Raw genomic sequence first — 24,669 nt, 5'->3', positions numbered from 1 at the left:
CTCCCGAGCCGCCGCAACCACGTTCCCGCAGATCCAGGGCGACACTTGTCGCACAGATCGGCGGCAAGGCGACAAGAGCACACCTCCCGGAAGGGCGCGCGCGTCGCATGGCGCCGCCGGCCTCAGATCAGCCCGGTCAGCCGTGCGGTCTGATAGCCGGCGAGGCCGAGCACCAGAAGCCCCACCGCAATGGTCAGCGGCCGGGCGGGGATTGCCTTGACCACCAGGCCCGCCAGGGGTGCGGCCATGAGCCCGCCGACGATCAGGCCGGCCACCGACGCGGCGTGGGTGGTGAAGCCCTCGGCCTCGCTCCAGTGGCCGGAAAGCAGGGCGGCCAGGAAGCTGGCCGAAATGGCGGAGGTGACGAAGAACTCCGCGGTGTTGGCGGTGCCGATGCTGGTGCGCGGATCGCCGCCGGCGCCGACCAGGGCGCTGGTCACGGTCGGCCCCCAACCGCCGCCGCCGACGGCGTCAAGGAAGCCGCCGACCCCGCCTAAGGGGCCGCTCCAGCGCGCCGGGAAGGCCCTCGGCTTGGCCGCCCGCCAGGCGCGGTAGAGGATCAGCGCGCCCATCAGGCCCAGATAGGCTGTGATGAACGGCTTGATCGTGTTCCCGTCTATGGAGGTGAGGACGAAGGCGCCCAGGGCTCCGCCGATGCAGCCGCCCAGCGCCAGCGGGACGAACAGCCGCCAGTTCACGTTCTTGTTGACCGCATGGGAGCCGGCCGAGGCGGCGGTGGTGAACACCTCGGCCGCATGCACGCTGGCCGAGGCCGTCGCCGGCGGCACGCCGAAGCTCAGCAGCACCGTGGAGGAGATCACGCCATAGGCCATGCCGAGCGCGCCATCGACGATCTGGGCGAGGAATCCCACGAAGGCGAAGAGGAGGAAGTCTTCCAAGCGGAGGCTCCAAGGCGTTGAACGCCGCAGCCTTGCCGCACGAGGATGACGCTGTCCCGCGAGTTATCGTCGAAACGCCTGGAGCCTTTCTGACGCCCCGGCTCGGTGAATACGCCCGCGCACCTCCAGACATACTTGATCTTCAAAAACCGAGCCGTCACCTTGGCGGCTCGGGAAGAGGCGGCCGAACGAGCCAGTCCGCTCCCTCAGAGAAGATTAGGGGAAGAACGCGCCATGACCGAAGCCGTCGCCGGAATCCAGGGCGCCACGCGCAGCGAAACAGCGCCCCCGCCTACGATCTGGACGAAACTCGCCTATGGCTTCGGCTCAGTGGCCTACGGGGTCAAGGACAACGGCTTCGGCTATTTCCTGCTGATCTTCTACACCCAGGTCATCGGCCTGGACGCCCGGCTGGTGGGCCTAGCGATCACCACCGCCTTGGTGTTCGACGCGATCAGCGACCCCGTGGTCGGCTACTGGTCGGACAATCTCCGCTCCCGCTGGGGCCGGCGCCATCCGTTCATGTACGCCTCGGCCGTGCCGGTTGCGGCCAGTTACTTCCTGCTCTGGAACCCGCCCGAGGGATGGTCGCAGATCGCACTATTCTGGTACGTGCTGGTGCTGGCGGTCCTGATCCGCACTTTCATCACCTTCTACGAAACGCCGAGCTCGGCCCTCGCTCCGGAGCTGAGCGCCGACTACGACCAACGAAGCTCGCTGCTGAGCTTCCGCTACTTCTTCGCCTGGACGGGCGGCAACGCCATGTCGGTCGGGATGTTCCTGATCCTGTTCCCGGCCTTCGCCACCGCCGCCATTCCGAACGGCCAGTTCAACCGCGACGCCTACTCGGTCTACGGGATCGTCGCCTCGGTCCTGATCTTCCTGGCGATCGTCGTCTCCGCGGCCGGGACCCATGCGCGGATCATCCACCTGAAGCCGCCGCCGCCCAAGCGCACGCTCACGCTCGGGAAGATCTTCAAGGAGATCCTCGAGACCCTGGCCAATCGGTCCTTCATCGCCCTGTTCCTGGCGGCGATGTTCGGAGCCATCGCGGCCGGCCTCTCGGCGGCGCTCTCGTTCTACTTCCTGACCTACTTCTGGGGCTTCAGCCCCCAGCAGAACGGCCTCATCACCATGGGCGTCTTCGTCTCGGCGATCATCGGCTCCACCCTGGCGCCGATCGTCACCCGGTCCCTCGGAAAGAAGCGGGGGGCGATGATCATCGGGATTACCGCCTTCCTGGGCTCGCCCATGCCCATCGTCCTGCGGCTGCTCGGCGTGCTGCCGGAGAACGGCACGCCCTTCCTCTTCTATTTCGTCCTGTTCACGACGATGTTCGATGTGGGCCTGATCATCTGCTTCCAGATTCTCTCGGCCTCGATGATGGCCGACCTCGTGGAACAGGCCGAGCTCAAGACCGGCCGGCGCTCGGAGGGGATATTCTTCTCGGCCTCCACCTTCATCCGGAAGATGGTGGGCGGGCTTGGCGTGATGACGGCCACCTTCGTGCTGACCATGGCCCAGTTCCCGTCGGGCGCGGCGCCGGGCCAGGTTCCGGCCGAAGCGCTCTGGCGGCTGGGGGCCTTCTACGTCCCCACCATCCTGACGCTCTGGATGGTGATGATGGCGATCATCTCGACCTACAAGCTCAACCGCGCCGATCACGAGGAGAACCTGCGCCGGCTGGCGGAGGGGCAGGCCGGCTAAGGGGCCCTCAGCGCCCCTTGAAGTCGGCCGGCCGCTTCTCGAGGAAGGAAGTCATGCCTTCCCGAAAATCCTGGGTTCGGACCAGCTGCAGGAACTGCAGATAGACGTGGTGGACGTGGTCGTTGAAGGTCTCGTTCAGCCCCATCCGCATCAGGCGCTTGGCGGACTGGACGGCCAGCGGGGCGTTGCCCGCCATCTCCAGCGCGATCTCCCGCGTCCTGGCGGCGAGTTCGGCGTCGGGGACCACGTGGTTGACGAGGCCCAGCTCCAAGCTCTCGGCGGCCGAGAGCGTGCGGCCGGTGAAGATCAGCTCGGCGGCCTTGGCCCAGCCCAGCAGCCGCGGGAGGATCCAGGTGCCCCCGGACTCCGGCACCACGCCACGCTTGACGAAGGCCGCCGCCATCTTCGCGCTCTCCGCCATGATCCGGACGTCGCAGCCCATGGCCGTGTCCATGCCGTAGCCGGCCGCAGAACCGTTCAGGGCGCAGATGGTCGGCTTGTCCATGGCGAACAGCACCGTCGGCGGAGTGTTGCGCAGGTCGAGGTTCACCGACACCGCGTCGGCCTGGGCCTGTGATCCGATGCCCGATCCTTGGGTGGCGTCGACCAGGTCGAGCCCCACGCAGAAGGCCCGGCCGGCGCCGGTCAGCACGACCACCCGCACGTTCGGGTCCTCGTTCGCCTTCACCAGCAGTTGGGTCAGGCGCGCCAGCATCGGCCCGGAGATGGCGTTCATCCGATCGGGGCGGTTCAGGGTGAGCGTGGCGATCCCATCGGCCACTTCGTAGAGAACTTCTGCGGCCTGGCCGGCGGTCTCGGCGGCGGCGGCGGGCTTGTTCATGCTTCCATCCCTTTATGCTGTAAGGCGATGGAAACACCCTGCCGCGCCGGCAGGCAAGCGCGGCTGCGCAAAGCCGCGCCAGTTGGATCGCCCGAGCCGATTTTCGTTGTATCGCCCCTTCCGCCGCCACGCCGTCGCGTGCAGTGTCCGCCTGGGCCGTCGGGGAGTTTCGCGTGCGTGACGTCGGAGAAGCAGCAGGCCGTCGGGCCTTCCTTCGCAGCTCCATGGCCGCCGGCGTCCTGACCCTCGGCGGCTGCGCCACAGCCGGGGCGCGCCCGATCGCCGCCGCCGGCTTCGCCCCACGCCCGCTCGTGCCGCCCATCGAGGCGCGGATGGAGCGCGTGTTCAACATCACCGTCTGCCTGCGCCCGTTCCGGTCGGCGGGGCCGAGGCTCGACACCGAGCACGTGGGCGAGACCCTGGTGGTGCACAACTACGGCCACGGCGGCAGCGGCTGGTCGCTGGCCTGGGGTTCCGGCGCCGTGGCCGTGCGCCAGGCCATGGCCCGGGGCGCTCGCGAGATCGCCGTCGTCGGCGCCGGCGCGCTGGGCCTCACCGCCGCGGTCCTGGCGCAACGGGCCGGCGCCAAGGTCACGCTCTACGCCCGCGACCTGATCCACGAGACCCGCTCGGCCCGGGCCACCGGCACCTGGTCGCCGGACTCGCGCATCGCCCTGACCCGCGCCGCAGCGCCGGAATTCCCGGCCCTATGGGAAGAGATGTGCCGCGCTTCCTACAAGGCGCACCTCGCCTATCTGGGCCTCGCCGACGCGCCTGTGGAATGGACCGACCGCTATACGCTGTCCGATGGTGAGGGCGCTCCCCACCTCGATCCGATCGGCTTTGCACAGTACCGCAGCCGGATTCCCGACCTGCACCCGCGCTCGGTCGCCCTCGAGCCGGACGAGCACCCTTTCCCGGTGGCGCGGGCGCGAAGGGGGCCCTCGCTCACCTTCAACATCACCGCGCTCGGCCATCTGCTCATGCGCGAGTTCGTGCAGGCGGGCGGCCGGATCGAGCGGCGGGAGTTCCACACCCCGGCCGAGTTCGGCCAGCTGCCGGAAAAGGTGGCGATCAACTGCACCGGTTATGGCGCGCGGGCGCTATGGAAAGACGAAACCCTCGTGCCCGTGCGCGGTCAGATCGCGTGGCTGACGCCCCAGCCGGAAGCGAACTACGGCCTCTATTTCGACAACGTCTCGCTGCTCGCCCGGCGTGATGGGATCGTGGTTCAGGCGCTGGGGCCGGACGAATCCTGGGGCTATGGCGACGACAACGAGACGCCAGACCTCGCCGAGGCCGAAGCGGCGGTTCGCACTATGGCCCGCCTTTTTCCAAAGGCTCCGTCACGCGCGGGGTGACTTTCCAACCTGGGCTGTTGCAAACAGTCTTCCGGCGGCCCGGCCGCCCGTTTCATTTCCGAGGATCCCCATTATGCCGAAGACCCCGTTCCGCGCCCTGCTTCTGGCGGCCAGCGCCGCGGCGAGCCTTTCCCTCGCCCTCCCCGCCCAGGCGGCGGTGTCCAACGCCCAGCGCGCCGAGATCCAGCGGACAGTGGACACGGGCGCAGAGCAGATCGCCGATGCGGCCATGAAGCTCTGGGGTTTCGCGGAGCTCGGCTATCAGGAGACCCAGAGCACGGCCCTGCTGCAGGACCAGCTCAAGGCCGCAGGCTTTGCTGTGACGCCCGGCGTCGCCGGCATGCCCACGGCTTTCGTCGCCAGCTACAAGAACGGGTCGGGGCCGGTGATCGCGATCCTGGCCGAATACGACGCCCTGCCCGGCCTCGCCCAGGCGGCCGAGCCGGTGCGCACGCCGATCGCAGGCCAGCACAACGGTCACGGCTGCGGCCACAACCTGTTCGGCGCGGCCTCCGTGGGCGCGGCGGTCGCCCTGAAGGACTGGATGGTCAAGAACAACGTCAAGGGCGAGCTTCGGGTCTACGGCACGCCGGCCGAGGAGGGCGGCTCGGGCAAGGTCTACATGGTCCGCGACGGCCTATTTTCCGACGTCGACGCCACCCTGCACTGGCATCCCGGCGGCTCGAACAGCGCGGTCCAGGGCGTCTCCATGGCCAATATCAGCGGGAAGTTCCGCTTCCGCGGGGCTTCGGCCCACGCCTCGGGTGCGCCGGAGAAGGGCCGCTCGGCGCTGGACGGCGTGGAGGTGATGAACGTCGCGACCAACTTCCTGCGCGAGCACACCCCCGACAAGACCCGCATCCACTATGTCGTCACCAACGGCGGCAGCGCCCCCAACGTGGTGCCGGACTTCGCCGAGTCCTACTACTACGTCCGCCATCCCGATCCGGAGGTGGTGCGCAGCGTCTGGGAGCGCGTGCGCAAGGCCGCGGAGGGCGCGGCCCTGGCCACCAACACCGAGGTGGAGATGGAGATCACGGGCGGCGTCTACGCCATGCTGCCCAACGACACGCTCGGCCGGGTGATGGACGCCAACCTGCGCAGAGTGGGCGGGATCGAATGGACCGCAGAGGAGACCGCCTTCGCCAAGACCCTGCAGCAATCGCTGGTCGGCCGCGTGCCGCCGCTGGAGCGGGTGAGGCGGGTGGAGCCTTACAAGGTGGAGCTGGAAGGCGGCGGCGGATCGACCGACGTCTCCGACATCAGCTGGGTGACGCCGACGGTCGGGCTGTCGACGGCCACCTTCGTGCCCGGCTCGGCGGGCCACAGCTGGCAGAACGTGGCGGCGGCCGGCACCACCATCGGGATCAAGGGCGCGGTCAACGCCGCGAAGACACTGGCGCTGACCGGCGCAGACCTGTTCTCCGACCCGTCCATCATCGCCAAGGCGAAGGCCGAGCTGCAGAGCCGGCGCGGACCTGACTTCGCCTACAAGGCCATGCTGGGCGACCGGCCGCCGGCGCTCGACTACCGCAAGGCGCAGACGGCCGGTGAATAATACGCTCAGGCCGTGGCGGCGGCTCTCAAGGGGGCCTGCCCGCCGCGGCCGACCTGCGGGCGTTCCGGCGCCTGCAGGGCGTCGTCGAAGCGGCGCATGACCTGGGCGGCGACCTCCCGCTCGGCCTCCAGCCGGGCGATGCGGAGGGAGAGCTTCTCCACCGCCGCGGCCATGGCGTCACGGTCGTAATCGGCGTCCAGCACCTCGCGGATGTCTTCGATGGCGACACCGGCCTTGCGCAGCTCCACGATCAGCCGCAGGCGTTCCCGGGCGCGGGCGTCGTAGGTGCGGCAGTTCCGGCGGTCGCGGGCGGTCTCGATCAGGCCCACCGCCTCATAATAGCGCACCGCCCGGGCGGTCACGCCGTACATCCGCATCACGTCCGTCAGGGTGACGTCGGACAGGTTTCGTCCATTGCGCATCGACATCAGGCCAGCTCCACCAATACGTCGTCGGCCGCCACCGGGTCGCCCGGCTGGGGGCCCGTCGCCTTCACCTTTCCATCCCGCTCGGCGCGGATGATGTTCTGCATCTTCATGGCCTCGACCACGGCCACCTGTTCGCCGGCCTTGACCTCCTGGCCGGGGACGACGTCCAGCGACACCACGAGGCCCGGCATCGGCGACAGGATCAGCTTGGCGGTGTCGGCGGCCTTCTTCGGCGGCAGCTTGGCGTGCAGCTCAGCCGAGCGCGGGGTCAGCACCAGCACGTGCGCGCTCGCCGCCCGATGGCGGATGCGGAAGCCTTCGCCGAGGGGCGCCGCCGCCGCGGCGAAGGGCTGCGCGCCCAGACGGCCGGCGAACACCGGGCGGCCAGGCCGCCAGTCGATCTCGTCCAGCAGAAGGCCCTCGCCCGGAGTGTCGGGGAAGGCGATACGCAGGGCTCCGCCGGCCTCGGCGAGTTGCACGCGCCGGGGCTCGCCGGCCCCGACCACGATCCATTCGTCGCGCGTCGCCTTGGGGTTCGCCCGCCGCGAGAGGACGCGGTGCATGGCGCAGGCGACCGCCGTCATCACGTCCCGCTGGAACTCATCCGGAGCCAGGCCGTGGAAGCCCTCCGGGAACTCGTCCTTGATGTAGTTGGTGGAGAGCTTGCCCGAGCGGAAGCGGTCCTGGTCCATCACCCCGGCCAGGAAGGGCACATTGTGGCCCAGGCCTTCGATATGGAACCGCTCCAGCGCCGCGGCCATGGCGTCGATGGCCTGGTCGCGGGTCGGAGCCCAGGTGGAAAGCTTGGAGATCATCGGGTCGTAGAACATCGAGATCTCGTCGCCCTCGCGCACGCCGGCGTCGTTGCGCACCCGCGCGCCATCCGGCGTCGAGCCCTCCTCCGGCGGCGAATAGCGGACCAGCCGTCCGATGGAGGGCAGGAACCCGCGATAGGGGTCTTCGGCGTAGATCCGGCTTTCGATCGCCCAACCGTCGATGGATAGGTCGTTCTGCGCGAAGCTCAGCTTCTCGCCGGCGGCCACGCGGATCATCTGCTCGACCAGGTCGATCCCGGTGATCAGCTCGGTCACCGGATGCTCCACCTGCAGACGGGTGTTCATCTCCAGGAAGAAGAAGCTCTTGTCCTGGCCGGCCACGAACTCCACCGTGCCGGCGCTGTCGTAGCCGACGGCCTTGGCCAAGGCGACGGCCTGGGCGCCCATGGCCGCGCGGGTGGCCTCGTCGAGAAGCGGGCTCGGCGCCTCCTCGATGACCTTCTGGTTCCGGCGCTGGATGGAGCACTCGCGCTCAAACAGGTGCACGACGTTGCCGTGCTTGTCGCCCAGCACCTGGATCTCGATGTGCCGGGGGCTCTCGATGAACTTCTCGATGAAGATGCGGTCGTCGCCAAACGAGGCCTTGGCCTCGGCGCGGACGGCGGGAAAGCCCTCCTCGACGTCCTTGCGGCTCCAGGCGACGCGGATGCCCTTTCCGCCGCCGCCGGCCGAGGCCTTGATCATCACCGGATAGCCGATCTCCTCGGAGATGCGGACCGCCTCCGCCACGTCGGCGATCTCGCCCACGTGCCCCGGCACGGTGCTGACGCCGGCCTTGGCGGCGAAACGCTTGGACTCGATCTTGTCGCCCATGGCCGAGATCGCGCCGGGATTGGGGCCGATGAAGACGATCCCCTCATCGGCCAGTCGCTGGGCGAAGGCGGCGTTTTCCGAAAGGAAGCCGAAGCCCGGATGCACCGCCTCCGCACCGGTCTCGCGGCAGGCTGCGACGATCTTGTCGGCGTCGAGGTAGGATTGGGCGGCCGGCGGCGGGCCGATGAACACCGCCTCGTCGGCCATTTCCACCGCGAGCGAGTCGGCGTCGGCTTCCGAATAGACCACGACCGTGGCGATGCCGAGCCGGCGGCAGGTGCCGATGATGCGGCAGGCGATCTCGCCCCGGTTGGCGATGAGGATCTTGGAGAACATGGTCACAGCGGAATGTTGTCGTGCTTCTTCCAGGGGTTCGTCAGCTGCTTGCCCTGAAGGTTGGAGAGCGCCCGCACGATCCGGCGGCGGGTCGAGTGCGGCATGATCACGTCGTCGATATAGCCGCGGCTGGCGGCGACGAACGGGTTGGCGAACCGCTCCTTGTACTCGGCTTCCCGCTCGGCCAGGGCTTCGGCGTCCTGGTTGCGGAAGATGATCTCCACCGCCCCCTTGGAGCCCATCACTGCGATTTCCGCCGTCGGCCAGGCGTAGTTCACGTCGCCGCGGATGTGCTTGGAGCTCATCACGTCATAAGCGCCGCCATAGGCCTTGCGGGTGATCAGCGTCACCTTCGGCACCGTGGCCTCAGCATAGGCGAACAGGAGCTTGGCGCCGTGGCGGATCAGGGCGCCCTGCTCCTGGCGGGTGCCCGGCATGAAGCCCGGCACGTCGACAAAGGTCACCAGCGGCAGGCCGAAGGCGTCGCAGAAGCGCACGAAACGGGCCGCCTTGCGCGAGGCGTCGATGTCCAGCACGCCGGCCAGAACCTGCGGCTGGTTGGCGACAATCCCCACCGGCCGGCCGTCCATGCGGGCGAAGCCGCAGACGATGTTCTTGGCGAAGTCCGGCCCGATCTCGAAGAAGTCGGCCTCATCCACGACCTTCAGGATCAGCTCCTTCATGTCGTAGGGCTTATTGGGGTTAGCCGGAACCAGGCTGTCCAGGCTCATCTCGATCCGGTCGGGCTCGTCATAGGGCTCGCGGGTCGGCGGCGCCTGGCGATTTGAAGAGGGGAGGAAGTCGACCAGGCGCCGGATCTGGGTCAGGGCCTCCAGGTCGTTTTCGAATGCGCCGTCGGCCACGCCGCTCTTCAGGGCGTGGATGCGATAGCCGCCCAGTTCCTCGTGGGTGACCTCTTCGTGGGTGACCGTCTTCACCACATCGGGGCCGGTCACGTACATGTAGCTCGTGTCCTTCACCATGAAGATGAAGTCGGTGATCGCCGGCGAATAGACGTCGCCGCCGGCGCACGGCCCCATGATGACGCTGATCTGCGGGATGACGCCCGAGGCCAGGGTGTTCTGCAGGAAGATGTCGGCGTAGCCGGCGAGCGAGTCGACGCCTTCCTGGATGCGGGCGCCGCCGGCGTCGAACAGGCCGATGATCGGCGCGCCGACCTTCATCGCCTGCTCCTGCACCTTCACGATCTTTCGCGCGTGCGCCCCGGAAAGCGAGCCGCCGAACACCGTGAAGTCCTTGGAAAAGACGAACACCACCCGGCCGTTGATCGTGCCCCAGCCGGTCACCACCCCGTCGCCGGGCACCTTCTGGTCGGCCATGCCGAAGTCGGTCCCCCGGTGCTCGACGAACATGTCGAACTCCTCGAAGGAGCCCTCGTCGAGCAGCAGGTCCAGCCGTTCGCGGGCGCTCAGCTTGCCCTTGGCGTGCTGGGCGGCGACGCGGCGTTCGCCGCCGCCGGCCCGGGCTTCGGAGCGCCGCCGCTCCAGCTCTTCGAGGATCTGCTTCATGCGCACTTCGTGAAATTGCGTAGGTGACGGAGGCGTCGGTGACGCGAGGTGACCCAAGGTAGAGCGCAGAACGGCCGTGTTTCTCAAGCCAGAACGTGCGAAACATTCGCCAATCGGCCTCATCGATTTGTGAAATTGCAAAATGCGACCGAAGCTCTTTATCGGCCCGAAGGTGCGCAGCCTGCGCGAGGCGCGGGGCTGGCGGCTTGAGATGTGCGCGCGCCGGCTGGGCGTTTCCATCAGCTATCTGTCGCAGATCGAGGCCAACCAGCGGCCGGTGACCTCGCGGGTGCTGATGGCGCTGGTGGAGACCTTCGACGCGCCGGCCTCCGCCTTCGACGCCGACGACGATCAACGCCTGATCGCTGATCTGCGGGAGGCCATCGCCGATGCAGGCCTCGGCGGCTCCCCGCCGCCGCTGTCGGAACTGCGGGCCGCGGCCATCCATGCGCCGAGCCTCGCGCGGCTCTATCTCGACCTGCATCGCGCCTATCACCGCCTCGACGAGCGCCTGAAAACCACCGAGGAAGCCGTGGCCCTGGACGAGATGGGCGCGGCCAGCGCTCAGCTTCCCTACGAAGAGGTGCGGGATTTCTTCCACTACACCGACAACTACCTGCACGCGCTCGACGCAGCGGCCGAGGCGCTCGCAGGCCGCGTGGGATTGCCGACCGCCAGCGCCCTGGACCGGGTGCTGGAGAGCTATCTGGCCGAAGCCTTCGGCGTGCGCGTGGCCTACGTCGCCGAGGAAGAGCTGCTGCACCGGTTCGAACCCGGCTCCGGGGTCCTGGCCCTCAACGCCGCCCATCCGCCGGAGACGCGCGCCTTCCAGATGGCCTATCACCTGGCGGCGCGGGAGCTCTCGCCGCTGATCGAGGCCGAACTCGCCGCGGCCGGGCTCAAGAGCGCGGCGGCGGCCGCCATCTGCCGCATCAGCCTGACCAACTATGCGGCCGGGGCGCTGGTGATGCCCTACGAACAGTTCCGCAGCGCGGCCCAGGCCCTGCGGCACGACATCGACGCGCTGGCGCTGCGCTTCCAGTCCAGCATCGAGCAGACCTGCCATCGCCTGAGCACCCTGCAGCGGCCTGGCGCGCGGGGGATTCCGTTCTACTTCGTGCGGATCGACCTGGCGGGGAACATCACCAAGCGCCACAGCGCCACGCGCTTCCAGTTCGCGCGCTTCGGCGGCGCCTGCCCGCTCTGGAACGTGCACGAAGCCTTCGGTCACGATGGCAAGACGCTGGTCCAGCTGGCCGAAATGCCGGACGGGGTGCGCTATCTCTGCATGGCCTGGTCGGTGCAGAAGCGCTCCGGCTCGCACCAGGCGCCTCCGCGCCGCTACGCCCTGGGGCTGGGCTGCGAGGCGCGCTACAGCGACGCGCTGATCTATTCCGACGGCCTGGATCTGAAGGGGCCGGCCACGCCGATCGGGGTCAGCTGCCGGATCTGCGAGCGCGACGCCTGCCCGCAGCGGGCCTTCCCGCCCGTGGACCGCGGCTTCCGGGTGCCCCGGCACGAACGGGCGGTGGTGCCCTTCTCCCTGACGCCCGAGGCCTAGCGCCCTATTCGGCGCGCAGGGTGGCGGCCGGCCGCCGCGCCAACGCCTGCAGGGCTGCCAGCAGCCCGCCCAGGCCCGCCAGCACGGCCGAGGCGGCGACCAGGGCCGCCACGCCCGACCAGTCCACCGCCCAGTCGGCCTTGAAGACCTGCGTCACCACCGGCCAGGCGGCGACCGCGCCCAGGGCCACGCCCAGCGTCCCGGCGATGACGCCGACGGCGCCATATTCCAGCACATAGGCCCCCAGCACCTGCAGGCGCGAGGCGCCCAGCACCTTGAGGATCGCCGCCTCCCGCGCGCGGGCCTGGGCGCCGGCGGCGATGGCGCCGGTCAACACCAGCAGCCCGGCCAGCGCCGCCACGGCCGCGGCGCTGCGGATGGCGAGCGCCAGCCGGTCGAAGAGTTCGGTGGCCGCCTCCAGCTGCTCGCGCACGGAGATCACGTTCACCTCCGGGAACTCAGCCCCCAGCACGCGGATCGCCGCCGCCTCTTCCTCCCGACTGGCCTTGGCGATGGCGACGTGGCGCGGTTCGGCGCCTTCGATCGCTGAGGGCGTCAGCACCAGGGGGAAGCTCAGGCCGAAGCCGCCGAAGTCCACCTTGCGCAGCACCGCAATCTTCGCCTCGATTTCACGGCCGAGGATCGAGATCGTCACGGTGTCGCCCACGGCGAGGCCGCCGCCCTTGGCGGCCTCGACCTCCATCGCGAGCAGGGGTGGGCCGCTGTAGTCGGCCGACCACCAGCGGCCCTCCACCACGCCGGCGCCCGGCGGCTCGGCGCCCACGGCGGAGATCGAGATGTCGTTGTCGTAGGCCCAGCGTTCGCGCTCGGGGATCGTCTCGCGGTCCACCGGCTCGCCGTTACGGCGCACGATGCGGCCGGTGAGCATCGGCGCGCGGAGATAATCGTCCCGCCCGAGCGTTCGGCCAAAAGCGGCGGCCACCGCGGCGTCGAAGCCTTCGGCGCGCGCACCCGGGATTTCCGTGAACACCACGGCCGGCGCCGTGCGGGGCGCGACCTCGGCCACCTGGCGCAAGAGGCTGGACTGGATCAGCACCACCGCCGCCAGCAAGGCGACGCCCAGGCCGATGGCCGGCGCTGCGGTGCGCGCCGCCGAGCGAGGGCCGGCGAGATTGGCCAGGCCGATCCGCACCGCGCCGCGAGTGCGGGTGCGCAAGGTTCCGGCGGCGCGGGCCGCGGCCAGGCCCAGGGCGAAGAGCAGGCCGAAGGCGACCGCGACCCCGCCGATCATCGCGCCGGCCGCGAGCGGTGTCGGCGCGGTGGCGACGGCCAGGACGGCGAGCGCCGCGGCGGCCAGCGCGGCTCCCGCCGTCTCCACCCCGAGGCCCAGCCGTCCGCGCATGTCTCGCCGGAACAGGCTGGCGGGCGGCGTCGCCCGGGCGCGGGCCAGGGGGGCCAGCGAGAACGCCGCCGCGGAGAGCAGGCCGAAGGCGCCTGCGCGCATCAGCGGTTCAGGATAGACGGAGAACAGCGCCGGGACGGGCAGATCCTCCGGGATCAGCCCGGCGATCAGGAACGGCGCGGCCGCCCCCGCCGTCAGGCCGATGGCGACGCCCGCCAGCGCCAGGACGCCGATCTGGACGAGGTAGAGGTTGCGGATCAGCGCGCCTTCCGCGCCCAGCGCCTTCAGCGCGGCGATAGCGGGCTTGCGTCCCTCGAGGAAGGCGCTGACCGCGCCATAGACGCCAAGTCCGCCCGCCACCAACGAGGCCAGGCCGATGAAACCCAGAAAGTATTCGAGCTGATCGATCAGCCATCGGGCGCCGGGAGCCGCATCCTCGCGGTCGCGGATCCGCGCCTGCCTGACCTTGGCGGCCTTCTCCAGCGCCTCACGCGCCGGCTCGAGCGGCGCGCCTGGCGGCAGGGCGATCCGCACCGTCTCTACGAACGGCAAACCGGGTTCGAGGAAGCCCGCCTGCTCCACCGCCTGGCGTCGCACCAGGACGCGCGGGCCCAACGCAAAGCCGCGCGACAGGCGGTCCGGCTCCTGCACCAGGACGCCGTTCACCTGCACCTCCAGCTCGCCCACCAGCAACCTATCGCCGAGCGAGAGGCCCAGCCGGTCCATCAGCGCCCGCTCGACCACGGCGCCTGCGAGGCCGTCGCGTTGCGCCAGGGCTTGGGCGAGATCGCCGCCGCCCTCCAGGGTGACCTCGCCCGCCAGAGGATAGGTCTCGCTGACGCCCCGCAGTTCAACCAGCCGCCGCTCGCCCGAGGACGCCTCGGCCATGGCGCGGACCGCGACGGCCCAGGCCGTGCGGCCCAGGCTCTCGACCAGCGCGACCTCCTGAGGATCGAAGCGGCGCTGTTCGACCGTCAGGGCCAGGTCGCCGCCCAGGATCTCGCGGGCCTGGCCGGCCAGGCCGGATCGGAAAGCTTCCGCCGTAGAGCCCGCCGCAGCGATGGCGGCCACGCCCAGCGCCAGGCAGGCCAGGAAGATGCGGAAGCCGCGCACCCCCGCACGCAGCTCGCGGCCCGCGAAGCGCCAAGAGAGAGGGATCATGCCGGTTGCGCCGTCCGGCCGCCGCTCAAGGCGACCATGCGATCCGCCCGCGCCGCAAGGGCGGCGTCATGGGTCACCAGCACCATGGCCGCGCGCTCCTCGGCCGCCAGGCCGAACAGCAGGTCGGCCACGTGGGCGGCGTTGGCGGCGTCGAGATTGCCGGTCGGCTCGTCGGCGAAGATGAGCGAAGGCCGCGGCGCCAGGGCGCGCGCCAGCGCCACCCGCTGCTGTTCGCCGCCGGAGAGCTGGTGCGGATAGTGCTTCAGCCGCGCCGACAACCCCACCCGGTCGAGCCAGGCGCGCGCCTGGGCGGTCGCGTCGCGGACCCGGGCGATCTCCAGAGGGGCTGCGACGTTCTCCTCGGCGGTCATGTTGGGCAGCAGGTGGAAGGCCTGGAAGACCAGCGACACCCGCCCGCGGCGCAGCCGGGCCCGCCCGTCCTCGCCGAGCTTGGAAAGATCCTGGCCGAACAGCTTCACACGCCCAGCGGTGGGCTGCTCCAGTCCGGCCGCCACGGCGATGAGCGAGGACTTCCCCGATCCCGACGGCCCGGTGACCGCCACCCGTTCACCCGGTCGCACGGAAAAGGTCAGATCGCGCAGGATCTCCACCGGCCCAGCCGCGGAGGGCAAGGTCAAGGCGACGTCGGTCACATCCAGCGGCAGGTCGGGTTCGGACACGCAATGACCTCGATTATGTCGCGGGCCTTCGGCATTGAGACCGGCGAGAAGGGTTCTAAATAGGGCGTCGGAATGAGCTCAACATCGTCCCTCACGCGCCGCGCCCTGGTGGCGGCCGCCCTGGCCGCGCCGACGTCCGCCTTTGCGCAGCGGCGGCGGGTCGTGACCCTGCTGGGAGATTCCATCACCGCCGGCTATGGCCTGCCCGCCAGCGCCGCCCTTCCCGCCCGGCTGCAGGCCGAACTCGACCGCCTGGGCGCCAACGCCCTGGTGCGTGGGGCCGGCGTTTCGGGCGACACTACGGCCGGCGGCCTGGCCCGGGTCGATTTCAGCGTCCAGAAAGATACCGACGTCTGCGTCGTAGCCCTGGGCGGCAACGACCTGCTGCAAGGGATCGAACCGGCGCGCACCCGGGCCAATCTCGACGGGATCGCCGCCCGGCTGAAGGCCCGCGGCGTGGGGCTGGTGATCGCCGGCCTGCAGCCGCCGAGCATCGTCGGCCGCTCCTATGCGGCGGAGTTCCAGGCGATCTTCCCGACGGTGGCGCGTGCGCACAGGGCGGTCCTCTATCCCGACCTGCTGGCGGGGGTGGCCCGGCAGCCGGCGCTCAACCAGCGCGACGGCTTCCATCCGAACGCGCAAGGGGTGGCGGTCATCGCCCGTGGACTGGCCCCCGTGGTCGCCAAGGCGCTGGCGTCCCGGCGCTAAATGCTGTCGCCGTCGGCGGCGGTCGAGGACTCTTCGGTCCGCACCCGTCCCGCGCCGCTGGTCTCCACGTTCAGGCGGCCAGGCCGGGTGAGCAGGGTCGCTTCGCCGGATCCCGAAACCCGCAGGTCGGCCGAAGCCTTCGGCGCAAGGCGGGCCTCGGCGTCGCCGGAGATGCGAGCGTCCACGGCTTCGGCCTCCAGTTGGCCAAGGTCGGCTTCTCCGTCGCCCGACAGAATGAGCCGTACGTTTCCCGCGCGCCCGCGGGCCGTCACTTCCGAAGCGCCGCTGGCGGCGATCTCCAGCTCGGGCTGGTCATAGTCGCGGATGTCCAGCCGATCGTCGCCGTTGACCTGGAACCGGGTCACGCCCGGCGCCACGATCCGGACGGTCAGGCGGCGGCGCGACCGGGTCTCGTCCTCGTAGGAGAGCCGCCCGTTGTCGAGCTTCACCTGCGACACTAGCCGCAGCGGGCCGGAGATCGTCACCGTTCCCGGGCCTTCGCCCTGGAGGTATTCGACCTCCGCGCGGATGCCTACGTCGAGCTCCGAAGCGCCGTCCCAGGCGAGCTCCCGCGTGGCCGTCGGGCTGGACCGGTGGACGCCATGGTCGTGGTCGAACCACCAGTCGGAGGTCCAACGCCAGTTGCGGGCGGCGAGTTCGGGGCCGCCCAGGGCCACGGCCGAGGAGAGGGCGACGAGGGCCACGAAGAAGCCGGTGATCGAGATCAGGACGAGGACGCGGATCATGGGAAGGCTCATCCGAGGTCAGGCTTGGGGTTCGATGGCGGGCTTCAGCAGCCGGTAGTGCAGCCGCCCGTACCAGACGAGGACGTTGACCAGGCCGATGACGATCAGGGTGAGCAGCGCGCCCACCGAGGTCGCCAGCGCCATCAGGCCGATGCCGCCCAGCATTGCGGCGGCGACGCCGCCTGGCGGATCCAGGAACGGTCCCGCGGCGAAGACGAAGCCGCCGGCGAAGAACACGGCGACCGCCCCAACCGCGAAACCGAACAGGGTTCCGGCCACGCCCATCAGGATCGGCAGCAGGATCAGGAGATCGATAGCGCCGAGGCCCAGCACCGCGAAGACGGCGGCGGCGGCGGCGGAAGGATTGCGTTCCTGCTCCCACCGCTTCAGTCCTGCCTCGGCGCGCAGTTCGCGGGCCAGACGCCCGGGATCGCCCAGGGCCTCGGCCACCTCGGCCTCGCTGCGTCCGGCGGCTTCGCCCTCGGCGAAGTGGGCCTCGTAGTCGGCCACGAACTCGGCGATGGCCTTTGGCGGCAGACCTGAGAGGCCCAGCCGCAGGCGGTCGATGAACTCTTGCCGGGTCATTCGGCCCCTCCCAGGATCTCCTCCACGGCGCGGGAGAAGGCTGCCCATTCGGCCTTCTGCGCCACGAAGCTTTCCTTCCCGGCCTCGGTGAGCCGGTAGTATTTCCGCGGAGGGCCTGCGGAGCTTTCGACCAGATAGGTGTCCACCAGGCCGTCGGCCTGCATTCTCCGCATCAGCGGATAGATGGTGCCTTCACCCATATCGATCCCCTCGGCCAGCCGGCTCGCGATCTCGTAGGCGTAGCTGTCGTGCTTGGAGAGCAGCGCGAGCACGCAGAGCTCGAGCACCCCCTTCTTCAGCTGGATCTGTACGGCTTCCGCCACGTCGCGCACCTCCACGTGGCTTCTGGATACTGCAAGGTAGTGATTTATGCAAGGTAGCGTGCATTACATGTTAGTAAGCTTCGCCGCCGCCGGAAGGTGGGGAAACTAGCTGGCGCCGAGGTCGACGAGGCCGATATCCACTTGGTTGTCGAGGTTGCGATTGAAGAGCGCGCGGCCCTGAGGGTCCATCGAGAGCGCCCCGTCGAAACCGGGCAGCGGACCGATCCGCTCCGGGGCGCCGCGCCAGGGATGCCGCCAGAGCATCGGAATCTCGCCTCGCGGCGCGCGGACCACATAGACGCCGTCGGCGCCGGGCGACCAGGCGTCGTAGTCGCCGAGGCGGATTTCCGGCGCAGATCCGCCGTCGAGGGCGCGCACCCGGTCCTCCCCCTGCCGCAGGCCGAACAGCCGCCCGTCCGGTCCCGCTCGCAGGGCGCGCCAGCCCTCCCCGCCCGATACGGGAGCCGGCTGGGCGCCTGGCGCGGTCTCGATCCGCATCAGGCGATAGCCCGCTTCCGTGCGCTGCACGTAGGTCAGGGCCGAGCCGTCCGGCGCGAAAACCGGATCGAGCTTGTCGAGGCCGTCCGACGTGATCGCCCGCAGCCGCGAACCGTCGCGCCCGATCGTGTAGAGGTCCGAGCGTCGCCCTTTCACCACCACGAAGGCGAGGCTGGCGCCGTCCGGCGACCAGGCCGGGGAGTCGAGATAGCTGCCGAGCAGGGAGGTCAGGCGCACGTCGCCGCCGTCTGGCCGGTTGACCCAGAGTTCGAATGAGCCGCTCCGATCGGAGACATAGGCGATCGCGCCGTCGCCGGCGGCCCGCGGATGCCAGTCGAAACCGCTGGCGTTGGTGACCGGTAGGATTTCCCCGTTCGCCGTCAGGGCGGCCAGATTGGTGCGGCCGGTCGGAATCTCCACGGCCAGGCGGTTGCGGCGGTCGGCCGACATGCGACTGAAACTGACCCGGCCGAAGCCCAGGCTGACCCGTTGCGGCGGCGCATCCCGGCGCACGTCCACCGTCCAGAGCCCGAACTCCCCGCCGCGATTGGAAGCGTAGAAGATGTGGCGGCTGTCGGCCGACCAGACATAGCCCGCCGCCTTCCAGCCGTCGGTGGTGAGCGGGCGCTCGCGCCCGGTGCGGACGTCCTTCAGGAACAGGTCGTGGGCCCCATGCAGCAGGGTCCGGCGGAAGACGACGTAACGGCCGTCGGGCGAAGCGGCCGGGTCTCCGTCGCCCAGGGTTGAGGCCGGCGGGTCGGTCAGATCGGCGACCGCGCCGGTCTGGATGTCGAGGGTCCGGATCCGCCAGATGTCGCTGGCCGTCGGCCGGTCGGAGATCGCCAGCGTCCCCTCACCCAGCCAAGTGAGCCGCATGCTGGCGGCCGAGACGCAGCGCCCCACCTCGCGTTCCGGACCCAGGGGAATGGGAACCACCACGACGCGGCAAGGCCCCTGGGCCGGCGTGCGGACGAAGGCGATTCGGTCGCCGCGCGGCGACCAGACGGCGCCATAGTCGTCGGCGGGATCGGTGGTGATCTGCACCGGCGTCCCCTGCTCCACGCTGCGCAGATAGAGGTCGCGGGTCTGCAGCATGTCGGTCCGCTGGGCGTAGACGATCTGCTCGCCCGACGGCGACAGCGCCGGATGGGTCTCCAGGCCGATCTCGGTGGTCAGGGGGTGGAACGCTTCCGCCGTCCAGGTCACCGGCTTGGGCAGGGCCAGGACGGCGGCGGCCGCAGCCAGAAGGACGACGGCTCCAGCCCCGGCCAGCCCCAGCCGAAGCCGTCCACGGCCGGGCGGGGCGGGCGCAGGACGCGCTTCGGATATCGGCTCCGGCGTACCCTGCCGATCGGCCTGCAGTCGGTAGCCCACTGTAGCGATGGTGTCCAAGCGGATGCGCGGGTCGGCCGCGAGGGCCTTGCGGAGTTGGGCGACGCAGCGGTTGAGCGCGCCTTCGGTGACGATACGGCCGCCCCAGCAAAGCTCGATCAGTTCGTCGCGGCTGACCGGCTCGCCCCGGGCCCGGTGCAGGGCGACCAGCACCTTCATCACCCGCGGCTCAAGCGCCGTCACCTGGCCGTCGGTCTCCACCTCCAGCGCGGAGGGACGAACCTCCGTCCCAGCCAGGCGGAAAGGCGTCTCCCGGGCCAGGGAGAGTTCGGGCCACCGGATGGCCACGTGTTCGTTCATCGCGAAACCATCACGAATAAATCACGCCCGCAGCCACGCCGCCCCTCGCGGAGCATCGGACAAACCGCCCTGCCTGAACAGTCCGGTTTCGCAAGGTTACAAGAATGCAATATTCGGCGGCGCTGCTCCCCCTGGCCCTCTTCGCCGCGGCCCCGGCCCTGGCCCAGGAAAGCGTGGTCTCCTCGGCGACCGACGCGTTCGGGGAACGCGTGGGAATCGAGCAACTGGGTCTCTACAGCGAGGGCCAGGTGCGCGGCTTCGACCTGCAAGCCTCCGGCGCCTATCGGATCGAGGATCACTACTTCGTCCGCGCCGCGCCTTTGAACGATCCCATCGTCGGTGGCGTCAGCGTGCGGGTGGGCGTCAACGCCTCGCGGCTCGCCTATCCCGCCCCATCCGGGGTTGTGAACTACCGCCTGCGCGGGCCGGCCGCCGAGAACGGCGTCAACATCACGGCGGGCGTTCGCGACTTCGCTTCGCCGGTCCTGCAGGCTGACGGCTCCTGGCGTTCGGCGGACGGTTCGCGATTCCTGGCCGGGGCGGCGATCGCCCGGCCGCATCACACCTGGGGCGGCGGAACCAACGGCGACGCCGTCGACCTCGGCCTGGTGGCCGGCTGGCGACCGGCCGAGAACCACCTCCTGCGCGCCTTCGCCACCTGGTACGGCCGCGACTACGACGGCGACTACGGGGTCCTGCCATCGGCTGCGGGGCCGCCATCCCCGCCCCCCAAGCTGCACAACTATTCGCCCGCCTGGGCGAGGGTTGAGGCGCAGAACATCAATTTCGGCCTTCTGTACCGCGGCGACTTCTCGGGATGGCGGCTGGACGCCTCGGCTTTCCGCTCCATCTTCGATCCCATCCGTTCGGACTTCACGGTGGTCCAGGCGAGGGAAGACGGAACCGCCACGGCGACTCTCTTCCTGAACCCACACAGAACGCAGACCTCGGACTCCCTTGAGGCGCGGCTTTCGCGGGTGGTGACGACGGGACCCGTCAGCCATCTGGCCAGCGTATCGGCCCGCGTCCGGCGCTCCGAGGTGGATCTCGCCCAGAGCCTGGCCGTGCCGCTTGGCGCCTTCGACCTTCGCGAACGCGCCCCGGCCCCGCCCGAGCCCGCCTGGACGGGCGCACGCGGCCTTGATCGGGTGGATCAGGTCACCGGCAGCCTGGGCTATGGCCTGGTCTGGCAGGACCGGCTGCAGCTACGCCTGGGCGCTCATCGCACGCGGTACGAAAAGGATGTCCAGGCGCCGGTCGGCCCCGCCACCCGCGGCGAGGAAAGCGCCTGGTTCTACAACGCGTCGGCCGTCTTGAGCCTGACGCCCGCCACCAGCCTGTTCGCCAGCTGGGTTACGGGCCTGGAAGAAGCCGGCTTCGCGCCCCAGAGCGCGCTCAATCGCAACGAGGTGCTGGCGCCGGTGGAAGCGACCCAGAAGGAGTTCGGCGTCCGCCACGCCTTCAACGACGATCTGACCTTGATCGCGGCGGTGTTCGAAGTTTCCAAGCCGACCCACGGCTTCCGCGCCGACGGAACCTTCGGCCTGGTGGGCGAGGTGAGCCACCGCGGCGTCGAGGCCTCACTCTCCGGGCGCATCGGCGAGCGGACCAACATCGTGCTCGGCGCCGTCGCCTTCGAGCCGGAAGTCTCGGGGCCGCTGGTCGAGGTCGGCGTGGTCGGAGCCCGCCCCCCCGGGATCGCCGAATTTATCGCCAACGCCAGCCTGGAATATCGGCTGACCGACGTCTGGTCCGTGGACGCCCAGCTCGCCCACACCGGCGAGACCTTCGCCGACAGCCGCAACACCCTGCGGGCGCCGGCGGTGACCACGCTGGGCCTCGGCGCGCGGGCGCGTTTCGAACTCGCCGATCGCCCCGCCAGCCTTCGCCTGCTCGCCTCCAACCTCACCGACGAGCGGGGCTGGTGGACGTCCACAAGTGGAATTCTCTGGCCCATCGCGCCGCGAACGGTCCGGGCGTTGCTGACCGTGAGCTTCGGTTAGGTTCGGGCGGGGAACCGCGCTATAGCGGCTCCGAAAGAGGAATCCGCCATGGTCGCCGCGACAGACTGGATCGCCTTCGCTCTGGTGGCGCTTGGCATGGCGCTGACGCCCGGGCCGAACATGGTCTATCTGATCTCGCGCTCCATCTCGCAGGGCCACCGCGCCGGATTCGTCTCCCTCGCAGGCGTGGCGCTGGGCTTCGCCTTCTACATGGTCTCCGCCGTCGTAGGCCTGACCGCGCTCGTGATGGCCGTACCCCTAGCCTACGATATCCTGCGGATCGCCGGCGCCTGCTATCTCGGCTGGCTTGCGTGGAACGCCCTGAAGCCCGGCGGGGCGTCGCCGTTCTCCATTCGCCCGCTGCAGCCCCACAGCGACGGCCGGCTCTTCGCGATGGGCCTGCTCACCAATCTCCTGAATCCGAAAGCCGCGGTGCTCTATCTGTCGCTCCTGCCGCAGTTCATGCACCCGGAGCGCGGGGGGCTGCTCGCGCAGGGATTGATCCTCGGGGGCACGCAGATCGCCGCGAGCCTGCTGGTGAACAGCGTGATGATCCTGGCCGCCGGATCCGTGGCCGCGTTCCTGGCTTCGCGGCCAACCTGGGCCATGATCCAGCGCTGGTTCATGGGCACGGTGCTCGGCGCCCTTGCCGTGCGAATGGCTTTCGACACCCGCCGCTGAGCAGCTAACGGCCTTCGTACACGACGCGCCCGCCGACCACGGTCAGCACCGCGCGACCGCCGACGATCTCCTCGAAGGGGGCGGTCATCAAGTCGACCGAAAAGGCGGAGATGTCCGCCAGCCTTCCCGGCGCCAGCAGGCCGAGCTCGTCCTCCCGATGGGCCGCGAAGGCCGGGCCGCGGGTCATGATGGAAAGGGCGGCCTCGCGGCTCAGGGCCTCCTCCAGGCCCCAGTTCGGCCCGGCGAAGCCCGCAAGGTCGTGGCGATAGGCGGCGGCGTAGAACTCCACCAGCGGATCGCCCTTCTCCACCGGCGCATCCGAGCCGCCCGCCAGGGCCGCGCCGGTCTTCATCAGGCTTTCCCAGGCATAGGCGCCCTTCAGCCGAGCCTCCCCCAGCCGGGCCGGGGCGAAGTGCAGGTCGCCAATGGCGTGAGAGGGCTGCATGGAGGCGATGACGCCGAGGCGTGCGAACCGCGGCAGGTCCTGCGGGCTCAGCACCTGGGCGTGTTCCACGCGCCAGCGCGCCGCCTTCAGCCTCACGGCGTCGCCTTCGAACGCCTTTTCGAAAGCGTCGAGCGCCAGCCGGTTGCCGCGGTCGCCGATCGCGTGGACGGCCATCTGGGCGCCGGAGGCCCGCGCGCGGGCGAGGACGGCGGCGACCGTCTCCGGCGGCGTCACGATCAGGCCGGCGCCCGGCGCGTCGGCGTAGGGCTCCAGCAGGGCCGCCCCGCGCGAGCCGAGCGCGCCGTCCATGTAGAGTTTCACCCCACGCACGCGCACCAGACCCGTCGTATCGGCCGAGGGACCTTCGCGAAGCACGCGCTCGCCGGCCTCGGCCGACATGTAGTTGTCGATGCGGATCGGCAGGTCGCCCCGGGCAGCAAGCGTGCGCTGGGTCGCGATCTCCTCCTCCGAAGCGCCCATGTTGTGCAGGCCTGTCCATCCGCGGGCGGCGTAGAGGTCGGCGCCGCGCTTCACCGCCTCGGCCCGGGCCGCAGCAGACGGCGGCGGGACCTTGTCGCGAACGAGGCCCATGGCGTTGTCGATCAGCATGCCGGTGGGCTCGCCCGCCGCATCCTTGAGGATTTCGCCGCCCTCCGGCGCCGGCGTCGCCCGGTCGATTCCGGCAAGCCGCAGCATGGCCGAATTCGCGACCAAGGCATGACCGTCCGCTCGGGTCAGCACCACCGGACGGTCCCGAACCGCGCGGTCGAGGTCTTGGCGGGTGGGAAAGCGCGCTTCGGGCCAGTGAGTCTCGATCCAGCCACGCCCGACGATCGGCTCTCCGCCGGGATGGGCCTCGACCCAGGCGCTCAGCCGCTCGACGAGCGCCGCGATGGAAGGCGCGCCTTCCAGGTTCAGCGTCATTTCCCGGAAACCGACACCCGAAAGATGGGCGTGGGCGTCGACCAGGCCTGGATAGGCGGCCGCGCCCATCAAGTCGATCTCCCGCGCCCCGGGAACCGCCGCGCGCGCATCGGCGAGGGAGCCGGCCACCGCGACCCTGCCGTCGTTCACCGCCAAGGCTTCGACGAAGGCGGCGCCCTCGCCGGTATAGATCCGCCCGCCGTGCAGCAGCAGATCCTGCGCTGCGACGTGGCTCGGGAGGAAAAGCGCGGCCGTCAGGATGAGCGGGCGAAGAACTGAACGCATGGGCGCCTCACAAAACATGGTCGCGCATTGATCGACGAAAGAGAGCTTCGAGGGAACAGGCGGCAGTGTGAAGCCGCAACTCGTCGGCGCGGTGCAAAGTCCATTCGGAACCACCGTCGGCCTGTCCGGTTGGGGGGCATCGCCCCACTTCGAGAGACGGACACCAATGCGCAACTTTCTCCTGGCCGCCGCGGCGGCGACTTTCGCCCTGACCGCGCCGCCCGCGCTGGCGCAGAGCCGCATCGGCCCCGCCGAAGCGCCGGCGCCCACGCCGACCTCCGCGGCCGAGTACGTCCGGCAAGCCGCCCTCAGCGACCGCTATGAGGTCGAGTCGAGCCGGCTGGCCTTAGGACGAGCGCAGTCGGAAGAGCTGAAGCGCTTCGCCCAGCACATGATCGACGAACACACTGCGACCAGCGCCGCCTTGATGGCCGCCCTGCCCCGCGCGGGCGTGGCGCCGCCGGACGTCAGCGCACCCGACCGGGTCCGCCAGGGGCTGCTGGACGCCCTGCAGCAGGCGCAGAACGGCGGAGAATTCGATCGCCGCTACCGCGCGCAGCAGGTGCAGGCGCATCGAGAGGCCCTAGCGCTTCACCAGAATTATGCAGCCAACGGCGATAACGCCGTACTGCGCGGGGTGGCCGCCCAGACCGCCCCGCGCGTCGCCCATCACTTGGAGATGCTGAACCGCATCCGGTGAGCGGCA

Annotated in this window: 20 protein-coding genes; 8 read left to right on the top strand and 12 right to left on the bottom strand. The window is 70.1% G+C overall.

Translation table 11 applies throughout. From position 1 onward, the window contains the following. Window positions 1-122: 122 nt before the first annotated feature. Window positions 123-899 carry a sulfite exporter TauE/SafE family protein gene (locus tag ACK41C_RS10135; protein WP_409653352.1) on the bottom strand — a complete coding sequence of 259 codons (777 nt, stop codon included), beginning with the start codon at window positions 897-899 and terminating at the stop codon, window positions 123-125. 234 nt (window positions 900-1,133) lie between these two features. On the opposite strand from ACK41C_RS10135, the gene ACK41C_RS10130 reads away from it, so the two are divergent. Next, the gene (locus ACK41C_RS10130) at window positions 1,134-2,606 is read left to right on the top strand and encodes an MFS transporter (RefSeq protein WP_409653350.1); all 1,473 of its coding nucleotides are present in this window, start codon (window positions 1,134-1,136) and stop codon (window positions 2,604-2,606) included. A gap of 7 nt (window positions 2,607-2,613) precedes the next feature. Here the strand turns inward: ACK41C_RS10130 and ACK41C_RS10125 are convergent, their stop codons facing one another. Further along, window positions 2,614-3,447 (bottom strand): enoyl-CoA hydratase/isomerase family protein, encoded by an 834-nt coding sequence (locus tag ACK41C_RS10125; RefSeq protein ID WP_409653348.1) that lies wholly within the window; start codon window positions 3,445-3,447, stop codon window positions 2,614-2,616. A 173-nt stretch (window positions 3,448-3,620) separates the two neighbouring features. Here ACK41C_RS10125 and ACK41C_RS10120 point away from each other — a divergent pair, with 173 nt between their 5' ends. Both ACK41C_RS10120 and ACK41C_RS10115 read left to right on the top strand, forming a co-directional pair. Then, entirely contained in the window at window positions 3,621-4,808 is a 1,188-nt protein-coding gene (locus tag ACK41C_RS10120) for an FAD-dependent oxidoreductase (RefSeq protein ID WP_409653347.1), read from the top strand. 73 nt (window positions 4,809-4,881) lie between these two features. Further along, a complete protein-coding gene (locus tag ACK41C_RS10115) occupies window positions 4,882-6,366 on the top strand; it encodes an amidohydrolase (protein WP_409653346.1) in 1,485 nt (494 codons plus the stop codon). A 5-nt stretch (window positions 6,367-6,371) separates the two neighbouring features. Here the strand turns inward: ACK41C_RS10115 and ACK41C_RS10110 are convergent, their stop codons facing one another. Genes ACK41C_RS10110 through ACK41C_RS10100 form a run of 3 tightly spaced genes read right to left on the bottom strand, consistent with a single transcriptional unit; the run spans window position 6,372 to window position 10,308 of the window. After that, window positions 6,372-6,794 (bottom strand): MerR family transcriptional regulator, encoded by a 423-nt coding sequence (locus ACK41C_RS10110; RefSeq protein WP_409653345.1) that lies wholly within the window; start codon window positions 6,792-6,794, stop codon window positions 6,372-6,374. Next, window positions 6,794-8,779 (bottom strand): acetyl-CoA carboxylase biotin carboxylase subunit, encoded by a 1,986-nt coding sequence (locus tag ACK41C_RS10105; protein WP_409653344.1) that lies wholly within the window; start codon window positions 8,777-8,779, stop codon window positions 6,794-6,796. The genes ACK41C_RS10110 and ACK41C_RS10105 overlap by 1 nt, the downstream gene beginning before the upstream one ends. A 2-nt stretch (window positions 8,780-8,781) precedes the next feature. After that, window positions 8,782-10,308, bottom strand: coding sequence for an acyl-CoA carboxylase subunit beta (locus tag ACK41C_RS10100; protein ID WP_409653342.1), 1,527 nt, complete (start codon window positions 10,306-10,308; stop codon window positions 8,782-8,784). A 142-nt stretch (window positions 10,309-10,450) separates the two neighbouring features. Between ACK41C_RS10100 and ACK41C_RS10095 the strand changes: the two genes are divergently transcribed. Further along, window positions 10,451-11,869: a short-chain fatty acyl-CoA regulator family protein gene (locus tag ACK41C_RS10095; RefSeq protein ID WP_409653340.1), complete on the top strand. Its 1,419-nt coding sequence runs from the start codon at window positions 10,451-10,453 to the stop codon at window positions 11,867-11,869. A gap of 4 nt (window positions 11,870-11,873) precedes the next feature. Here ACK41C_RS10095 and ACK41C_RS10090 read toward each other — a convergent pair whose 3' ends face one another. Both ACK41C_RS10090 and ACK41C_RS10085 read right to left on the bottom strand, forming a co-directional pair. Further along, entirely contained in the window at window positions 11,874-14,393 is a 2,520-nt protein-coding gene (locus ACK41C_RS10090; protein ID WP_409653339.1) for an ABC transporter permease, read from the bottom strand. Next, window positions 14,390-15,073: an ABC transporter ATP-binding protein gene (locus ACK41C_RS10085; RefSeq protein WP_409653337.1), complete on the bottom strand. Its 684-nt coding sequence runs from the start codon at window positions 15,071-15,073 to the stop codon at window positions 14,390-14,392. The genes ACK41C_RS10090 and ACK41C_RS10085 overlap by 4 nt, the downstream gene beginning before the upstream one ends. Before the next feature lie 72 nt (window positions 15,074-15,145). Here ACK41C_RS10085 and ACK41C_RS10080 point away from each other — a divergent pair, with 72 nt between their 5' ends. Beyond that, entirely contained in the window at window positions 15,146-15,781 is a 636-nt protein-coding gene (locus ACK41C_RS10080; RefSeq protein WP_409653336.1) for an arylesterase, read from the top strand. Here the strand turns inward: ACK41C_RS10080 and ACK41C_RS10075 are convergent. From ACK41C_RS10075 to ACK41C_RS10060, 4 genes are all read right to left on the bottom strand, one after another. After that, window positions 15,778-16,527, bottom strand: a complete 750-nt coding sequence (locus ACK41C_RS10075) for a GIN domain-containing protein (protein ID WP_409653334.1) — start codon at window positions 16,525-16,527, stop codon at window positions 15,778-15,780. The two genes, ACK41C_RS10080 and ACK41C_RS10075, sit on opposite strands and share 4 nt — an antisense overlap. A gap of 18 nt (window positions 16,528-16,545) precedes the next feature. Then, on the bottom strand, window positions 16,546-17,112 hold the full coding sequence (locus ACK41C_RS10070) for a DUF1700 domain-containing protein (RefSeq protein ID WP_409653333.1): 567 nt from the start codon (window positions 17,110-17,112) through the stop codon (window positions 16,546-16,548). Continuing rightward, window positions 17,109-17,435: a PadR family transcriptional regulator gene (locus tag ACK41C_RS10065; protein WP_409653332.1), complete on the bottom strand. Its 327-nt coding sequence runs from the start codon at window positions 17,433-17,435 to the stop codon at window positions 17,109-17,111. The genes ACK41C_RS10070 and ACK41C_RS10065 overlap by 4 nt, the downstream gene beginning before the upstream one ends. A gap of 105 nt (window positions 17,436-17,540) precedes the next feature. After that, window positions 17,541-19,625 carry a winged helix-turn-helix domain-containing protein gene (locus tag ACK41C_RS10060; RefSeq protein WP_409653330.1) on the bottom strand — a complete coding sequence of 695 codons (2,085 nt, stop codon included), beginning with the start codon at window positions 19,623-19,625 and terminating at the stop codon, window positions 17,541-17,543. Window positions 19,626-19,729: 104 nt separating this feature from the next. Between ACK41C_RS10060 and ACK41C_RS10055 the strand changes: the two genes are divergently transcribed. After that, window positions 19,730-21,628 (top strand): TonB-dependent receptor, encoded by a 1,899-nt coding sequence (locus tag ACK41C_RS10055; RefSeq protein WP_409653328.1) that lies wholly within the window; start codon window positions 19,730-19,732, stop codon window positions 21,626-21,628. A gap of 48 nt (window positions 21,629-21,676) precedes the next feature. Then, the gene (locus ACK41C_RS10050; protein WP_409653327.1) at window positions 21,677-22,309 is read left to right on the top strand and encodes a LysE family translocator; all 633 of its coding nucleotides are present in this window, start codon (window positions 21,677-21,679) and stop codon (window positions 22,307-22,309) included. 4 nt (window positions 22,310-22,313) lie between these two features. On the opposite strand, the gene ACK41C_RS10045 is transcribed toward ACK41C_RS10050, so the two are convergent. Further along, window positions 22,314-23,963, bottom strand: coding sequence for an amidohydrolase (locus ACK41C_RS10045; protein WP_409653325.1), 1,650 nt, complete (start codon window positions 23,961-23,963; stop codon window positions 22,314-22,316). A 166-nt stretch (window positions 23,964-24,129) separates the two neighbouring features. On the opposite strand from ACK41C_RS10045, the gene ACK41C_RS10040 reads away from it, so the two are divergent. Beyond that, the gene (locus ACK41C_RS10040) at window positions 24,130-24,663 is read left to right on the top strand and encodes a DUF4142 domain-containing protein (protein WP_409653323.1); all 534 of its coding nucleotides are present in this window, start codon (window positions 24,130-24,132) and stop codon (window positions 24,661-24,663) included. Window positions 24,664-24,669: the final 6 nt, after the last annotated feature.

The sequence above is a fragment of the Phenylobacterium sp. genome (genome assembly GCF_046290725.1).
GTDB lineage: Bacteria > Pseudomonadota > Alphaproteobacteria > Caulobacterales > Caulobacteraceae > Phenylobacterium.
Note: the sequence above shows the minus strand (reverse complement) of the source record. Positions and strands in the feature narration are given on the sequence as shown.

What these genes read in the sequence shown, in the direction of transcription:
- ACK41C_RS10055 (WP_409653328.1), top strand. Translation starts at nt 19,730, where the DNA reads ATGCAATATTCGGCGGCGCTGCTCCCCCTGGCCCTCTTCGCCGCGGCC.
- ACK41C_RS10100 (WP_409653342.1), bottom strand. Translation starts at nt 10,308, where the DNA reads ATGAAGCAGATCCTCGAAGAGCTGGAGCGGCGGCGCTCCGAAGCCCGG.
- ACK41C_RS10070 (WP_409653333.1), bottom strand. Translation starts at nt 17,112, where the DNA reads ATGACCCGGCAAGAGTTCATCGACCGCCTGCGGCTGGGCCTCTCAGGT.
- ACK41C_RS10095 (WP_409653340.1), top strand. Translation starts at nt 10,451, where the DNA reads ATGCGACCGAAGCTCTTTATCGGCCCGAAGGTGCGCAGCCTGCGCGAG.
- ACK41C_RS10105 (WP_409653344.1), bottom strand. Translation starts at nt 8,779, where the DNA reads ATGTTCTCCAAGATCCTCATCGCCAACCGGGGCGAGATCGCCTGCCGC.
- ACK41C_RS10130 (WP_409653350.1), top strand. Translation starts at nt 1,134, where the DNA reads ATGACCGAAGCCGTCGCCGGAATCCAGGGCGCCACGCGCAGCGAAACA.
- ACK41C_RS10050 (WP_409653327.1), top strand. Translation starts at nt 21,677, where the DNA reads ATGGTCGCCGCGACAGACTGGATCGCCTTCGCTCTGGTGGCGCTTGGC.
- ACK41C_RS10045 (WP_409653325.1), bottom strand. Translation starts at nt 23,963, where the DNA reads ATGCGTTCAGTTCTTCGCCCGCTCATCCTGACGGCCGCGCTTTTCCTC.
- ACK41C_RS10115 (WP_409653346.1), top strand. Translation starts at nt 4,882, where the DNA reads ATGCCGAAGACCCCGTTCCGCGCCCTGCTTCTGGCGGCCAGCGCCGCG.
- ACK41C_RS10080 (WP_409653336.1), top strand. Translation starts at nt 15,146, where the DNA reads ATGAGCTCAACATCGTCCCTCACGCGCCGCGCCCTGGTGGCGGCCGCC.
- ACK41C_RS10125 (WP_409653348.1), bottom strand. Translation starts at nt 3,447, where the DNA reads ATGAACAAGCCCGCCGCCGCCGCCGAGACCGCCGGCCAGGCCGCAGAA.
- ACK41C_RS10110 (WP_409653345.1), bottom strand. Translation starts at nt 6,794, where the DNA reads ATGTCGATGCGCAATGGACGAAACCTGTCCGACGTCACCCTGACGGAC.
- ACK41C_RS10075 (WP_409653334.1), bottom strand. Translation starts at nt 16,527, where the DNA reads ATGATCCGCGTCCTCGTCCTGATCTCGATCACCGGCTTCTTCGTGGCC.
- ACK41C_RS10090 (WP_409653339.1), bottom strand. Translation starts at nt 14,393, where the DNA reads ATGATCCCTCTCTCTTGGCGCTTCGCGGGCCGCGAGCTGCGTGCGGGG.
- ACK41C_RS10060 (WP_409653330.1), bottom strand. Translation starts at nt 19,625, where the DNA reads ATGAACGAACACGTGGCCATCCGGTGGCCCGAACTCTCCCTGGCCCGG.
- ACK41C_RS10040 (WP_409653323.1), top strand. Translation starts at nt 24,130, where the DNA reads ATGCGCAACTTTCTCCTGGCCGCCGCGGCGGCGACTTTCGCCCTGACC.